Origin of the sequence: Micromonospora sp. DT229, assembly GCF_049844505.1 — a bacterium.
In the GTDB taxonomy this organism is placed as follows: Bacteria; Actinomycetota; Actinomycetes; order Mycobacteriales; family Micromonosporaceae; genus Micromonospora.
The window spans coordinates 541,793-556,102 of sequence record NZ_JBNCLD010000001.1 but is presented as its reverse complement, the minus strand read 5'-3'; the positions used below and the strand labels follow the sequence as shown (position 1 = coordinate 556,102).

Here is a 14,310-nt window from a genome sequence, read left to right as displayed (position 1 = left end):
CGTCGGTCCCGAGAAGACAGTCCGGCACATTGAGCTTGCGGACGTGTTTCGATACTGTTTTCGATAGAACAGCTCCGATCTACTCACGAGGGCCGGCCGAAGTGCACCGGCCTGCGCGGCATCCGGGCGACCGCGCAGGTGACGGAAGGGTCATCGTGTTGGGCGGTAGTCGGAGCCGGCTTCCCATCAGCACGGCTTCGTCGAAAGGCTCACGCCATGAACAACGCGTTCGCCCGCGCCAGCGGGCGTCCCGCGACCCGACTGCGATCACGCCCCGCGCTGATCTCGGCCGTGGTCGGTCTCTCCCTCGTCGCCACCACCGTGGTGGTGACGGCCTCCAGCGCCAGCGCGGGGACCACCCTGGGCGCCGCCGCCGCGGAGAGCGGCCGGTACTTCGGGGCCGCGGTCGCGGCGCACAAACTCAACGACAGCGTCTACACCGGCATCCTCAACCGCGAGTTCAACTCGATCACGGCTGAGAACGAGATGAAGATCAACGCCCTGGAACCGCAGCAGGGTGTCTTCACCTACGGCACCGCGGACCGGATCGTCAACCACGCCCTGTCCCGGGGCTGGAAGGTCCGGGGTCACACCCTGGCCTGGCACTCGCAACAGCCCGGCTGGATGGAGCGGATGGAGGGGCCGGCACTGCGTTCGGCCATGCTCAACCACGTCACCCAGGTCGCGACCTACTACCGCGGCAAGATCGACTCCTGGGACGTGGTGAACGAGGCGTTCGACGACGGCAACAGCGGCGCCCGGCGTCCCTCGAACCTCCAGCGCACCGGTGACGACTGGATCGAGGCGGCCTTCCGGGCCGCACGGGCCGCCGACCCGGGTGCCAAGCTCTGTTACAACGACTACAACACGGACAACTGGACCTGGGCCAAGACCCAGGCCGTGTACCGGATGGTGCAGGACTTCAAGCAGCGCGGCGTGCCGATCGACTGCGTAGGGTTCCAGTCGCACTTCAACGCCCAGTCGGCGTACAACAGCAACTACCGCACCACCCTGTCCAGCTTCGCCGCCCTCGGGGTGGACGTGCAGATCACCGAGCTGGACATCGAGGGCTCCGGCAGCCAGCAGGCCGACACGTACCGCCGGGTGGTCGAGGACTGCCTCGCGGTGCCGCGCTGCAACGGCATCACCGTCTGGGGCATCCGGGACAGCGACTCCTGGCGCGCCTACGGCACCCCGCTGCTGTTCGACAACAACGGCAACAAGAAGCAGGCGTACAACTCGACGCTGGAGGCGCTGAACGCCGGTGGCACCACCCCGCCGCCCACGACGCCTCCGCCCACCACTCCGCCGCCGACCACCCCGCCGCCCACGACGCCTCCGCCGACCACCCCGCCGCCGCCGTCCGGTGCCTGCACCGCGACGTACACGCTGGACACCTGGAACGGTGGATTCGTCGCCCATGTGCGGGTGACCGCCGGCTCCAGCGGTCTCAACGGCTGGGCGGTGAACATGAACCTCCCGGGTGGCACCTCGGTCACCAACTCGTGGAACACCCAGGCGAGTGGCAACAGTGGCGCCGTGACCTTCCGCAACGTCGGCTACAACGCCAACGTGGCACCCGGCACCACTACCGAGTTCGGGTTCCAGGGCACGGGCTCCGCCCCCTCCGGCACCCCCACCTGCAACGCAGGCTGATCTGAAAGGAGGGGCCCCTTCCTAACGCCTCGTGCATAGGAAGGGGCCCCTTTTAACGCGCCGATGCGTTCAGCAGCGGCTGATCGTCGAGTTGTTCAGCGCCACATTGCTGATCACCAGGTTGGCCGTGCAGGGGCTCTCCCGGATCCGGCTGTTGACCAGGGCGAAGTTGCGCAGGGTGATGTCCCGGTTGCCGGGGAACTCGCTGCGCGCCGCCAGCCGCACCTCACCGCCACCGCTGATGGTGCCCCCACCTCCGGCGATGTCCACCCCGTAGCAGTTCTCGATGAGGATGGCGTTGTTGCCGGTGTTGGCGATGTCGACCCGGTTGACCGCCAGGCCGCCGGACTCCGAGACACAGAAGATGCCCCGGCCACCACCGCGCGCCCGTACGGTGTCCACCCGGATGTTGATCGGGTAGCTGGAGCCGATCCGACCGGCCCGGTTGGCGATCCGGAAGGCCGCGTACCCGGTGCCGGTGCCGGCGTTCTCCGCGTCGACCGTGTTCACGGTGGCGTTGATGGTCTCGTTGAGCAGCAGCCCGGACTCCCCGACATTGCGGGCGGTCACCGTGCCGATGGTCAGCCCGTCGACACCGTAGGTCTCCACGGCGTGCGCGCGGGCACCGGATACGTACACGTTGTCGATGCGGATGTTGCGGCTCCACTGGCTGGTGTCACCCCGGTTGTCGATGCGGATCCCGAGCCCGCTGGACAGCCGCATGTCGATCTGACCGAGGATCACGTTGCTGACGTTGCGCATGAAGATGCCGTACAGCGGGGTGCCGGTGACGTTGAGGTTCTGCACCTCGACCTGGGTGGTGCCGCGCGAGTAGATCGGGGCCTGGTCGCCGCTGCCGGAGCCGGTCACGTTGATCGTGCCGCACACGTCGATCGTGGTGTAGCTGGGCAGGGAGATCCGGGAACCCGCGCTGATCGAGCCGGAGCCGCGTACCACGACCCGCTGCTTGCTGGTCCGCCCGGAGCTGAGGCTGTTGATCGCGGCCTGCACGGCCTCCCGCATGTCGCCGCCGGTGTAGACCGTCGTGCCGCCGTTGCGGGCCGTCCAGGTGCCACCGTTCAGCACCGCCTCGGCCTGGAAGCTGCCACTACCGCAGCCACTGCCGCTGCCGCCGCCGAGGGTGATCAGTCGCCACTGCTGGTTGGCCCCGTTGACATCCTGGTACTGCGAGATCATCGCCCCGTCGGCGGTGGACCAGCCCCACAGGTCCAGCGCCTTGTTGGAGTGCCGGTTGATGAACCGGACATGACCGCCGTCGGAGTCGGCCAGCCGGAAGTGCTGCCGGGTGTTGCCGCCGGCCGAGGAGTTCTGCACCAGCTGTACGCCGTCGTTGGCGTTGGGCAGCTCAAGGACCTTTCCGCTGTGCACCGACCGGATCTGGTAGTAGCCGTTGCCGACGTCGACGAAGCGCCACTGCTGCACGGCGGCGTCGTTGCGGGTGAACTGGTTGATCGGGGCCTGGTCGGCGGTGGACCAGTTCCACACGTCCATCGCCTTGCCGCTGTGCCGGTTGACGAAGACGTAGGTGGCGTTCGGGTCGACCGTTGCGGCCTGCGCGGGGCTCGGCGCCGCGATGGCCGTACCGGCGGCGACCAGCACCAATGTGCTGGCGGCGACCAGCCATCGGGGCGTACGCCGGGGTGTTGTCGTTCTGGACGGCATGTGAGCTTCCTTTCCGGACGGGCGGGTGGTGGTGAAAGGGGGGCGAGGCACCTGTCAGGGTAAGCGCTTTCCTGGACGGCGCGAGTCAGGCCTTGGTCGCCCCGCGGTCGTGGTGCCGGTGTGCTCGCGAACAGCGGTCCCGGGTCGGCGCCCCACGTCGTGCCCCCGTGGGGTGCCGGCCTTACCGGGATCAGCCTGAGAAGTAGCAGGAGCCGCCGTTGAGCGTGAAGGCGCCCGGCTTGCCGGCGTCGCCGATGTGGTTGGCCTGGAACCCGATCGTCGTCGAGGTCTTCGGCGCGATGGTGCCGTTGTAGGAGACGTTACGGGCGGTCACCGCTCCGGAGGTCGGCGAGTACGTCGCGTTCCAGCCGTTGGTGATGGTCTGCCCGGCGGGCAGGGTGAACGCCAGGGTCCAGCCGTTGATTGCCGTACTGCCGGTGTTGGTGATGGTCACCGAGGTGGTCAGCCCGGTGTTCCAGGCGTTGACCTCGTAGTGGACCTGGCAGCCCGGGCCCGGCGGCAGCGTCGGCGACGGCGACGGCGGCGGGGTCGGGGTCGGGGTCGGAGTGGGGGTCGGAGTGGGAGTCGGGGTCGGAATCGGGCTGGGGGTCGGATCAGGCGTTACCGACGGCGACGGGGACGGGTTGTTGAGGCCGAAGAAGCGGATCGCCTGCGCGGCGTCGACCGGCAGGTTGTGCGACACCCCCTGCATGCTGATCGCCTCCACCGGCGCCTGGTCGCCCGTGGAGCCGTAGCGGGTACGGGTGTAGCCGGCCTGCGGGCTGTCGGTGTAGACGGCGGTCTGGGTCCGCCCTTGCACGTTGGTCCACTGCTTGATCTGCTCGCCGAAGTTCGGGTATCGCAGGATGTCGTCATTGGTGCCGTGCCAGATCTGCATCCGCGGACGGTTGCCGCTGTAGCCCGGGTATGCGCTGCGGACCAGGTCACCCCACTGCTGAGGGGTACGGCTGATCTGCCCGTTGGCGCACTCGCTGTTCCACTCCGAGCCGTTGGTGGTGGCGAAACAGCCGAACGGAACCCCCGCGAAGGCGGCGCCGGCGGCGAAGACGTCGGGGTAGAGCCCGAGCATCACGTTCGTCATCATCGCCCCGGAGGACACGCCGGTGGCGAAGATCCGGCCCGGGTCGACGGGGTAGCGGGCCCGGACGTGGTCGACCATCGACATGATGCCCACCGGGTCACTGCCGCCGCCCCGCCGCAGTGCCTGCGGCGAGTAGACGTCGAAGCACTGGCTGCTGCGGGTCACCGAGGGGTAGATGACGATGTAGCCGTGCTGGTCGGCCAGGGCGGCGAACCGGGTGCCCGAGTGCAGGGCAGGCCCGGTGCCGGTGCAGTAGTGCATCGCGACCAGAATTCCCGGTCGCGGTGCTACCCGGTCCGGTACGTAGAGGTACATGCGCAGGTTGCTGGGGTTGGCACCGAAGTTGGTCACCTCGGTCAGGCTGGCCGCCGATGCCGGACTCGGGATCGACAGTGCGGCAAGCGCTGTCAGGATGATGGCCGCGAGCGCGGCCGAGCCGAGTTTGATCGCCTTCTTCATGGGCAGGATGTCCTCCGGACGGATGCGAACAGGGGGATGTTCCGATCGAGGCTGCCCGGTGCCTCGTCTCGTCCGGCTCAGGAACATTGATGATTATCAGTCGTGTGAGTACGCGGTGACAAGCCGCGCCACGCTGGTCACCGTTCGTCGTCGACCACCTCGGACTCGCCGTCGTGGGCGTACCGCACCGCCGGATGCTCGTCGGGCTGTGGCGCCTCCGCCAGGGTGTGGTGCGGATCGCCGTCCGGGGAGAAGAGCACCTGATCGGTCTTGCGGGTCTTCTCCTGGTCCTCCTCCGGCTCGGTCACCGGCCTACTCCTCACCTCGGGGTCACGTCCCACCGACGCTATGCGGGTGCCCGCCGACGGCTGCCACCCCCGGAGCAACCACCACCCGTTCGGGGGTGCCCCTCAGGGCCGTCATTCCACGTGCCTACCGGGTCGCCGGTCCAGTTCTCAGCCCTTCGCCTTCCGGTATTGCCGCAGGTCAGCACCTATGCGGCAGGCGGCGGTGAGCTGTCCCACCCCGGGTGCCGCCGGATCGGGATTCGTCACCCAACCGTCATGTGTCCGCGCGTTGCCCGCCACCTGGCCGGTGCAGGGTGGGTGGTCGATCATCACGACGTGGGAAGGAGCCCGGTATGGCCGTCGTCCTGGCTGCCCAACTGGTCACCCTGACCTGTGACAACTGCGGGGACACCGTCGTCGGCGCGCGTCAGCCCGCCGACGGGGAAATGCTCTGGACCCTGCTGTCCGAGCACGGCTGGGGCGGATCTCCGCTGCCTGATGGCCCGCACCGGTGCGCGCACTGCATCCGGCTCGGCCCGGCCTCCGACGCCCTGTCCGGCGGCATTCTCGGCATCGAGCATCTCGGTGGGGTGACGGTGGTGACCGTCGCCGGTGACGTGGACCTCGACACCGGCGACACCCTGCGGATGGCGCTGCAGCACGCGGCAGACATGGGTGGTCACGTACTGGTGGACCTCGTCCGAACCGATCTGATCGACTCCACCGCCCTGGGCATGCTCGTCCGCGCCCATCACGACGCCGTCGAGCGGGGCGCGCGGTTCTGCGTAGCGGTCACCTCACCGCTGATCCGCCAGGTCCTCCAGGTCACCGGCGTGGACAAGGTACTGGCAGTAACGGACAGCCGCCCCGCCGCCCTAGCCCACCTGACACCCGACCAAACCACCACCCCCTGACCCACCCCCGCCCGCCGGGCCTCCCACCCTCGGCCCGGCCACCCCGGCCACCCACGGCGCAGCGGTGCCTATGGCGCGGTGGTGCCCATGGCGCGGTGGTGCCCATGGCGCGGCGATCTTGCACTTTTGGTCGGGACGAAGCCGCAGAAAAGCCGCGTAAAGGCGACCGAAAGTGCAAGATTGCGTTGGCGGATGGGCGCGACGGATGTGTGGGCGGGGGAGGGTGTCCGGCCCGTCTGCGCTTGCCGGTGCCGGGCGGCGCGGACGGGCCGGAAGTCAGCGACGGCCGCGCCGATGCCCGACAAGCCGAAGGGCGTTGCAGACATCCGCAACTCCCTCGACATCCCAGGCCAGCTCACCGGCGGCCCGCCGGGTCTCCGCGCCGGCGACCAGGCCGGTGAGGATCACGACACGGTTCTGCACCATCACCGTGATCTGCTGTCGACGGGTGCTCCAGTCGGCGCTCAGTCGCTGGGCGACCAGTGCGGCGAGACGGACGTCCTCGTCATGGTCCTGCGGCTCGTCCCACAGTGCCCGGAACGAGTGATCGTCGGGCATCGGCCAGGGCCAGGGCATCACCACAACGGTCTCCTTCGTCGTCGAGGCCGGCGACCCGACGCGCCGTCCCGATCGGTGATTACCTTGCGCAAGGACCTTGGAGTCGACCGCACGGTTGGATGACATTTGCGTGACAGATCCCACCGCTCACCGGTGCCCACGGGCGGTGATGTCAGATCTTGAGGAGGCTGCCCCTGAGTCCGTACGGGAGGTTCGCCTCGAAGGCGGCTTGGATCGTTCCGTGAACGCGGTGCGGGTTCAGGGGCGACGGTGGTCCGTCTTGATGCTGCTGACGAATGCGTCCCACGACGCCGGGCCAAAGCTCAGCGTTCCGGCAGTAGGAGCCTTGGAGTCGCGTACGTCTATCGCAGTGCCTCGGTCGCGGACCTCGACGCACTGGCCGTTGCTGCCGGAACGGCTCGACGTGCGCCAGACGTTACGCTCCATGCGCGCTCAGCTCCTTGACGAACTTGATCGACTCGGCCGGCGACCTGGCCAGCATCCTCAGATTGTCGTACGCCGCCGACAGTCGCGCCAGGTCGCTGCTGGATTCCAGGAACAGCTCACCGGCCAGGGTTTCGATGTAGCCCAGCGGTGGCTCGTCCTGCTCGAAGCTGAGTAGCGCGAAGCCGCTGCTGTCCGCCAGGTGAGCACCCGCCTCGAAGCGGAGCACCTGGATGGTGACGTTGGGCAGTCGGCTCACCTTGACCAGGTGGTGAAGCTGCTCGGCCAGTACCTCCGGGCCGCCGACCTCGGTCCGCAGCGACGCCTCCGACAGGATGGCGTGCAGCCGCAGCGGGGCGGGCTGCCGGTGCAGCACCTCCTGGCGGGTCATTCGGGCGTGCACCCGCTGCTCGACGGTCGCCGGGTCGGTCTCGCGGCCGATGAGGTTGACCTCGCGGGCGTACCGCTCGGTCTGGAGTAGACCGGGCACGAGCATCGGTTCGAAGTTCTTGAGCTCGACGGCCTCGGTCTCGTAGGCGATGTAGGTGGCGTACTTGCCGCCGATGCGCTGCCACCAGCCTTCTTCGCGCAGGTCGCGGGCAAGCTCCAACAGCGAGGTGCCGGGTTCTTCGTCGATCCGGACGCCGTAGGTGACCAGCAGTTCCATGACGTCGCCGGCCCGGGGCTTGATCTCGCCGGACTCGATGCGGCTGATCCGGGAGGTGGAGCAGCGGACGATCTTCGCGGTTTCCTCGCCGGTCAGTCCCTTGGCTTCGCGGAGCTTGCGTAACTCCCGACCGAGGCGGCGGGAGCGCGGGGTCGCTGGCGTGAATCGAGGCATGTCGTGATTCTGCACCAGCCCTGCCCCGATCGTCTGTCCCGAATCACATGCAGCTTCAACTGATCATGGTTTGACGCTTGCTTGACATCATTTGATGCGCCAGTGTGGTCACTGGACGCAACGGGCCGAGTTCGAGGCGTAGGCAGTGGAGGGTGCGTGACTGTCGAGGTGGTGATGATGGCGATCAGTGGAGTGCTGCTGGGGTTCGCGGCCGGGCTGTTCGCGTTCAAGGTGAAGTCGCGATGGTGTCCCCGCTGTGGCGAGTCGACCCACGCCATGCCACCGGGGGAGGGCAACCGATGAGCCGCACACACCGGCGCGACCACAACTCACTGCCGTTGGGTCGGCGGGTGGCCGAGCTGCGGGCCCATCGGGGGATGAGTCAGCAGGCCTTCGCCGACCGGCTGGGCAAGTCCAAGAGCTGGGTAGACAAGATCGAGCGTGGTGTCCGTCGGCTCGATCGGTACTCGGTGATCCGGGAGATCGCCGATGTGCTGCGTCTCGACCCGGAGATCCTCCTGGACCGGCGTCGACCTGCACCGACCACGCCGAGCCTGGACGGGGTGGACGCGATCCGCGCGGCCCTGGCCCAGTACCACGACCGGCCGCAGCGGACGATCACGGCGGACCAGGTGCGCCGGCACGTCGCGCACGCCTGGATGACCTACCAGCACGGCCGGTACCCGCAACTGGGGAACGCCCTGCCCGGCCTGCTCGACGCCACCCACGGCACCCGGAGTCTGCTGGCCGCCACCTACCGGATCACCGCCGCACTGCTGGTCAAGCTGGATCATCCCGAACTCGCCTGGCTCGCCGCCGACCGGGCGGTCACCATCGGAGGCGGCCCCACTCTCACCGCGACCGGCACCATCGCCGTGGCCGAGGCCCTCCGCGCCCTCGGTCACCACCGCCTCGCGCTCTCCGCCGCCCTCACGGTCGCGGACAACACCGACGACGACGGCGTACGCGGAACCTTGTTCTTGCAAGCCGGTCTCGCCGCGGCGGGTGACGGTGACCGGCGCAACGCCCACGACCTGCTCGATCACGCCGCCACCCTGGCGGATCGACAGGTCGACGACACCGATCCGTACCACAGCGGCTTCGGGCCGGTCGCCGTCGAACTGGCCCGGTCCCTCGCCGCCCACCGCCTCGGCGACACCATCGAGGCGGTACGCCGACACGAACACGCCGTACGCAGCGACGGATGGCGGCGGCTGTCACCGGAACAGCGCGCCGCTGCCCTCGTCGACGCGGCCCGCGCCTACCTGGACACCGGCGACCCGGTCGCAGCCGGGCACGCCCTGCTCGACGCCGACCGCATCGCCCCCGCCGAGATCCGCAGCCGCCCGGTCGCCCGTACCCTCCTCGCCGAGGTCATCCAACGCGCCCCCGCCCCGCCCGACGTAGCGCGCCTGTCCACCACCCTCGGCCTCACCCCCGACACCACCACCCTCCGAAGTTGACCAAGAGGTTTCGGTCTCGCGCCTCGGCGTGTCGTGACCAAAACTTCTTGATCGACCCACAGGCCCACCCACAGGAAGGGGTCCCGGTGCACGGCGCGCGAGTTGACCAAGAGGTTTTGGTCTCGCGCCTCGGCGTGTCGTGACCAAAACCTCTTGATCGACCCGCCGGGGGCAGGAGGGGTCGCCTGCGGGAGTTGACCAAGAGGTTTTGGTCGCGCGCACCGGCGTGTCGTGACCGAAACCTCTTGATCAACCTCGCGCCCCGCAGCCCCGCAGCCCCGCAGCCCCGCAGCCCCGCAGCCCCGCGAGTCCGCAGCCCCGCGAGTCCGGGGAAGGGGGAGGGCGGTTAGGGGCGGTGGCGGTGGGTGCGGTAGCGGCGGATGAGGGTGGCGGTGGAGGAGTCGAGGGTGGTCAGGTCGGCCTCGTCGCCGGTGAGGAGGGGGGCCAGCTGGTTGGCCATCACCTTGCCGAGTTCCACGCCCCACTGGTCGAAGGGGTTGATGTCCCAGATCGCGCCCTCGGTGAGCACGATGTGTTCGTAGAGGGCCACCAGTTGGCCGAGGGTGGCCGGGGTCAGGCGGTCGGCCACGATCGAGGTGGTGGGGTGGTTGCCGGGCATCACCCGGTGCGGCACCAGCTCGGGCGGGGTGCCCTCGGCGGCGACCTGCTCGGCGGTACGGCCGAAGGCCAGCGCGGCGGTCTGGGCGAAGAAGTTCGACATGAACAGGTCGTGCATGTCGCCGATGTCGTGGTGGGGTTCGCTGAACGCGATGAAGTCCGCCGGGATCAGCCGGGTGCCCTGGTGGATGAGCTGGTAGAAGGCGTGCTGGCCGTTGGTGCCGGGCTCGCCCCAGAAGATCTCCCCGGTGTCGTACGACACCTGCTGGCCGTCGGTGCGTACGGACTTGCCGTTGCTCTCCATGGTCAGCTGTTGCAGGTAGGCCGGGAACCGGTGCAGGTACTGCGAGTAGGGCAGCACGGCGTGGGTCTGCGCGCCGAGGAAGTTGGTGTACCAGACGTTGAGCAGCCCGAGCAGCACCGGCGCGTTGCCGGCCAGGGGAGCGGTGCGGAAGTGCTCGTCGACGGCGTGGTAGCCGGCCAGCATCTCGTCGAAGCGTTCCGGCCCGATGGACAGCATCACCGACAGGCCCACCGCCGAGGGCAGCGAGTACCGGCCGCCCACCCAGTCCCAGAAGCCGAACATGTTCTCCGGGTCGATGCCGAACTCGGCGACCCGCTGGGCGTTGGTGCTGACCGCGACGAAGTGCTTGGCCACCGCCTGCTCGTCGCCGCCGAGCCCGGCCAGCAGCCAGCGTCGGGCCTGGTGGGCGTTGGCCAGGGTCTCCTGGGTGGTGAAGGTCTTCGAGACCACCACGAACAGGGTGGTCGCCGGGTCCAGGTCGGCGGTGGCCTCGGCGATGTCGGTCGGGTCGATGTTCGACACGAAGCGGCAGGAGATGCCGGCGTCGCGGTACGCCTTCAGGGCCTCGTACGCCATCACCGGCCCCAGGTCGGAGCCGCCGATGCCGATGTTGACCACGGTGCGGATCCGCTCCCCGGTGTGCCCGCGCCACTGCCCGGCGCGTACCTGCTCGGCGAACCGGGCCATCCGCTGCCGTACGGCGTGCACGTCACCGACCACGTCCTGGCCGTCCACATTCAGGGTGGCGTCCGAGGGCAGCCGTAGGGCGGTGTGCAGCACCGCCCGGTCCTCGGTGCCGTTGATGTGCTCACCGGCGAACATCGCGGCGATCCGGTCGGTGAGCCCGACCCGCTCGGCCAGCGCGGTCAGCAGCCGGAGGGTCTCGTCGGTGACCAGGTTCTTGCTGTAGTCGACGTAGAGGTCGCCCACCTCGACGGTCAACCGTTCGCCCCGAGCAGGGTCGGTGGCGAACAGGTCCCGCAGATGCGTCGCGCGGATCTCGTCGGCGTGCTTGCGTAGGGCCTGCCACTCGTCGGTGGTGGTGACGTCCGCAGCCATCGGATCGATCGTCTCCTCGCAGAGTCGGCACACGCCGGCCTCAAGCCGGCCGATGGAACCAAGCCTGCCACACGAAGATCGCTGTGCCAGCCCGACGCTCGCGACCGGTCACCATCCGCAGGGGATCGGCTGCCCGGCGTATCCGCAGAGCCCAGCGGCGAGGCCGCGGTGCGACCCGGGCCGGGCACAGGGCATGGTGGAGCACATGACGACGTCGGCCCCGAGTGCCCCCGCAGCCGCTCTCCCCAGACCCGTGACCACCCGCATCCCGCAGACCCTGCTGGTGCTCGGCGCCAGCGGTGACCTGGCCGGTCGACTGCTGTTGCCCGGCCTGGGTCGGCTGGTGGCCACCGGCGCCCTGCCCGGGTTGCGGCTGATCGGCAGCGGCATGGACGACTGGGACGACGAGCGGTGGCGTACCCGGGTGACGGAGTCCTTCGCCACCGTGGGTGCGCAGGGCCCCCGGGAGACCGAACTGATCCGCCAGAGCCGGTACCTGCCGGCCGACGTGACCCGCGAGGAGGATCTGCGGCGGCTGCTGGGCCCCTGCACCGGCCCCTTGGTGATCTTCTTCGCGTTGCCGCCGATGGTGGCCGCCCGCTCGGCCGCCGCCCTGGCCCGCATCGGCGTACCGCCGGGCACCCGGCTGATGCTGGAGAAGCCCTTCGGGGTCGACCGGATCTCGGCCCGTTCCCTGAACAACCTGCTGGCCACCCTGGTGCCGGAGGAGCAGGTCCACCGCATCGACCACTTCCTTGGCAAGTCGACAGTGCTGAACCTGCTCGGCCTGCGCTTCGCCAACCGGATCTTCGAACCGGTGCTCAACTCCACCCATGTGGCCAGCGTGGACATCGTCTTCGACGAGACCCTGGGGTTGGAGGGTCGGGCCGGCTACTACGACGGTGCGGGCGCCCTGGTGGACATGGTGCAGAGTCACCTGCTCCAGGTGCTGGCCCTGCTCACCATGGAACCCCCGCCCAGTCTCGCCGCACCGGAGTTGCGTGACCGCATGGCCCAGGTGCTGCGGGCCACCCGGCTGTGGCACGACGACGCGGTGGTGGCCAGCCGTCGGGGCCGGTACACGGCGGGGGAGATCGCCGGGCGCCGGCTACCGGCCTACGTCGACGAGCCGGGGGTGAACCCGGCCCGGAGCACGGAGACCCTCGCCGAACTGGTGGTGACCGTGGACACCTGGCGCTGGGCGGGGGTGCCCTTCCGGCTGCGCTCCGGCAAGGCCATGGCCGGGGTACGCAAGGAGGCCGTCATCACCTTCAAGCAGCCGGACCGGGTGCCGGACGGGCTGACCGGGTACGAGCGGCCGGACCGGCTGCGGATCGGGTTCGGGCCGGACCGGCTGGGTCTGGACCTCAACATCAACGGCCCCGGTGACCCCTTCGACCTGGACCAGGTGGACCTGACCGCGGAGTTCGGCCCCGGTGACCTGCCGGCGTACGGGGAGGTGCTGCGGGGTGCCTTCGACGGGGACCCGACCCTGTCGGTGCGCGGTGACGTGGCCGAGGACTGCTGGCGCATCGTCGAGCCGGTGCTGACCGCCTGGAAGTCGGGTGCGGTGCCGCTGCAGGAGTACCCGGCCGGCTCCACCGGCCCGGCCGACTCGTTGCTGAGCCCGGTGACCGGGTGGCGTCCACCGCGACCGACGGAGGGAAACTCTCACTGATCGTGACACCTCGACCCCTCTCAGCTATCTCTCAGCTGGCGGTGTTAGCTTGCCGACCCGACGGGATCCATCGTGGACGGCGCTGATCCCGTTGCGGCCCAACGGATTCGCGTAGGGATCTCGCGTTCGCGCCGCGTCCGCAGCTGTCGAGGGAGATGCTCGTGGTGTTCAAGAAGATGCTGGGTGCCTTCGGGGTCGGCGCGCCCAGCGTCGACACGGTCCTGTCCAACCCGAGCATCCGCCCCGGGCTGATGCTCGGTGGACAGGTGAACCTGACCGGCGGCAGCCATGACGTGGACATCGACCAGATCGTCGTGGGGCTGGTCACCCGGATCGAGATCGACGGCGAGGAGGGGGACTACGACGCCACGGTCGAGTTCCATCGGACGCCGGTCGCGGGTGGGCTGCGCCTGGCGCAGGGGCAGCAGTTGTCCCTGCCCTTCCAGGTCCAGATACCGATCCAGACCCCGGTGACCGACGCGTACGGGCAACGCCTGCCCGGCATGACCATGGGGCTGCGTACGGAGGTGGTCATCCGTGGCGCGGTCGACAAGGGCGACCTCGACCCGGTGCACGTGCACCCGCTGCCGGTGCAGGAGCGCATCCTGGAGGCGTTCGGTCGGCTCGGGTTTCAGTTCAAGAGCGCCGACCTGGAGCGGGGGCAGATCGCCGGGGTGCACCAGACCCTGCCCTTCTACCAGGAGATCGAATACTTCGCCGCACCCCAGTACGCCCACGGGGTCAACGAGGTAGAGGTGACCTTCCTGGCCGACGAGCAGGGCATGGACATCGTCCTGGAGTTCGACCGGCGCGGGGGTCTGTTCACCGGCGGCCACGACTCCTACGGGCGCTACCGGGTCGCGCACGCCGACGCCGAGCGACTCGACTGGGCCGCCGTGCTGGACGGCTGGCTTCGCGAGGCCCTGGAGCAGTACCGCGCCACCCAGCCCGGCTACGGCGCACCCGGCTACGGGATGCCGGCCGGGTATCCGCCGCATCAGTCCGCCTACGGCCACGACCATCACGGGCGGGGTGGGTCCGGAATGGGCGCGGTGGCCGCCGGTGTGGTGGGCGGCGCGGCGCTCGGCTTCGCCGGAGGCATGGTCGCCGAGGAGGTCTTCGAATCCTTCGGCGGCGACGACGGCGGGGACGAGGGTGGAGACGACGGCGGCGATGAGTGACCCCGGACGTCCCTCCGACGCCTGAGCTGGGCTTCAGGGGAGCGTCAGCTGGCGGTCGAACCG

13 protein-coding genes are annotated in these 14,310 nt (G+C 69.4%); 6 read left to right on the top strand and 7 right to left on the bottom strand.

Going from position 1 to position 14,310, the window contains the following annotated elements:
• Positions 1-216: 216 nt before the first annotated feature.
• Positions 217-1,656, top strand: a complete 1,440-nt coding sequence (locus ACLQ2T_RS02630) for an endo-1,4-beta-xylanase (protein ID WP_425764373.1) — start codon at positions 217-219, stop codon at positions 1,654-1,656.
• Between the two features lie 69 nt (positions 1,657-1,725).
• Here ACLQ2T_RS02630 and ACLQ2T_RS02625 read toward each other — a convergent pair whose 3' ends face one another.
• The 3 genes from ACLQ2T_RS02625 to ACLQ2T_RS02615 form a co-directional block, all read right to left on the bottom strand.
• Positions 1,726-3,339: an RICIN domain-containing protein gene (locus ACLQ2T_RS02625; RefSeq protein ID WP_425764372.1), complete on the bottom strand. Its 1,614-nt coding sequence runs from the start codon at positions 3,337-3,339 to the stop codon at positions 1,726-1,728.
• A gap of 190 nt (positions 3,340-3,529) precedes the next feature.
• Entirely contained in the window at positions 3,530-4,900 is a 1,371-nt protein-coding gene (locus ACLQ2T_RS02620) for an extracellular catalytic domain type 1 short-chain-length polyhydroxyalkanoate depolymerase (protein WP_425764371.1), read from the bottom strand.
• 137 nt (positions 4,901-5,037) lie between these two features.
• A complete protein-coding gene (locus ACLQ2T_RS02615) occupies positions 5,038-5,208 on the bottom strand; it encodes a hypothetical protein (RefSeq protein ID WP_357531747.1) in 171 nt (56 codons plus the stop codon).
• Positions 5,209-5,540: 332 nt separating this feature from the next.
• On the opposite strand from ACLQ2T_RS02615, the gene ACLQ2T_RS02610 reads away from it, so the two are divergent.
• Positions 5,541-6,101: an STAS domain-containing protein gene (locus tag ACLQ2T_RS02610; RefSeq protein ID WP_425764370.1), complete on the top strand. Its 561-nt coding sequence runs from the start codon at positions 5,541-5,543 to the stop codon at positions 6,099-6,101.
• 276 nt (positions 6,102-6,377) lie between these two features.
• On the opposite strand, the gene ACLQ2T_RS02605 is transcribed toward ACLQ2T_RS02610, so the two are convergent.
• From ACLQ2T_RS02605 to ACLQ2T_RS02595, 3 genes are all read right to left on the bottom strand, one after another.
• Complete coding sequence (locus tag ACLQ2T_RS02605) at positions 6,378-6,677, bottom strand: BON domain-containing protein (protein WP_327027084.1); 300 nt, start codon at positions 6,675-6,677, stop codon at positions 6,378-6,380.
• 240 nt (positions 6,678-6,917) lie between these two features.
• Complete coding sequence (locus ACLQ2T_RS02600) at positions 6,918-7,106, bottom strand: DUF397 domain-containing protein (RefSeq protein WP_425764369.1); 189 nt, start codon at positions 7,104-7,106, stop codon at positions 6,918-6,920.
• Positions 7,096-7,944: a helix-turn-helix domain-containing protein gene (locus ACLQ2T_RS02595; protein WP_425764368.1), complete on the bottom strand. Its 849-nt coding sequence runs from the start codon at positions 7,942-7,944 to the stop codon at positions 7,096-7,098. The genes ACLQ2T_RS02600 and ACLQ2T_RS02595 overlap by 11 nt, the downstream gene beginning before the upstream one ends.
• A gap of 156 nt (positions 7,945-8,100) precedes the next feature.
• On the opposite strand from ACLQ2T_RS02595, the gene ACLQ2T_RS02590 reads away from it, so the two are divergent.
• Positions 8,101-8,247 (top strand): hypothetical protein, encoded by a 147-nt coding sequence (locus tag ACLQ2T_RS02590; RefSeq protein ID WP_425764367.1) that lies wholly within the window; start codon positions 8,101-8,103, stop codon positions 8,245-8,247.
• Entirely contained in the window at positions 8,244-9,407 is a 1,164-nt protein-coding gene (locus tag ACLQ2T_RS02585; protein WP_425764366.1) for a helix-turn-helix domain-containing protein, read from the top strand. The genes ACLQ2T_RS02590 and ACLQ2T_RS02585 overlap by 4 nt, the downstream gene beginning before the upstream one ends.
• Positions 9,408-9,753: 346 nt before the next feature.
• Here the strand turns inward: ACLQ2T_RS02585 and pgi are convergent, their stop codons facing one another.
• Positions 9,754-11,388, bottom strand: coding sequence for a glucose-6-phosphate isomerase (gene pgi, locus ACLQ2T_RS02580; protein ID WP_425764365.1), 1,635 nt, complete (start codon positions 11,386-11,388; stop codon positions 9,754-9,756).
• A 205-nt stretch (positions 11,389-11,593) separates the two neighbouring features.
• On the opposite strand from pgi, the gene ACLQ2T_RS02575 reads away from it, so the two are divergent.
• On the top strand, positions 11,594-13,066 hold the full coding sequence (locus ACLQ2T_RS02575; RefSeq protein ID WP_425764364.1) for a glucose-6-phosphate dehydrogenase: 1,473 nt from the start codon (positions 11,594-11,596) through the stop codon (positions 13,064-13,066).
• Between the two features lie 161 nt (positions 13,067-13,227).
• Positions 13,228-14,247 (top strand): sporulation protein, encoded by a 1,020-nt coding sequence (locus ACLQ2T_RS02570; protein ID WP_425764363.1) that lies wholly within the window; start codon positions 13,228-13,230, stop codon positions 14,245-14,247.
• Positions 14,248-14,310 lie beyond the last annotated feature (63 nt).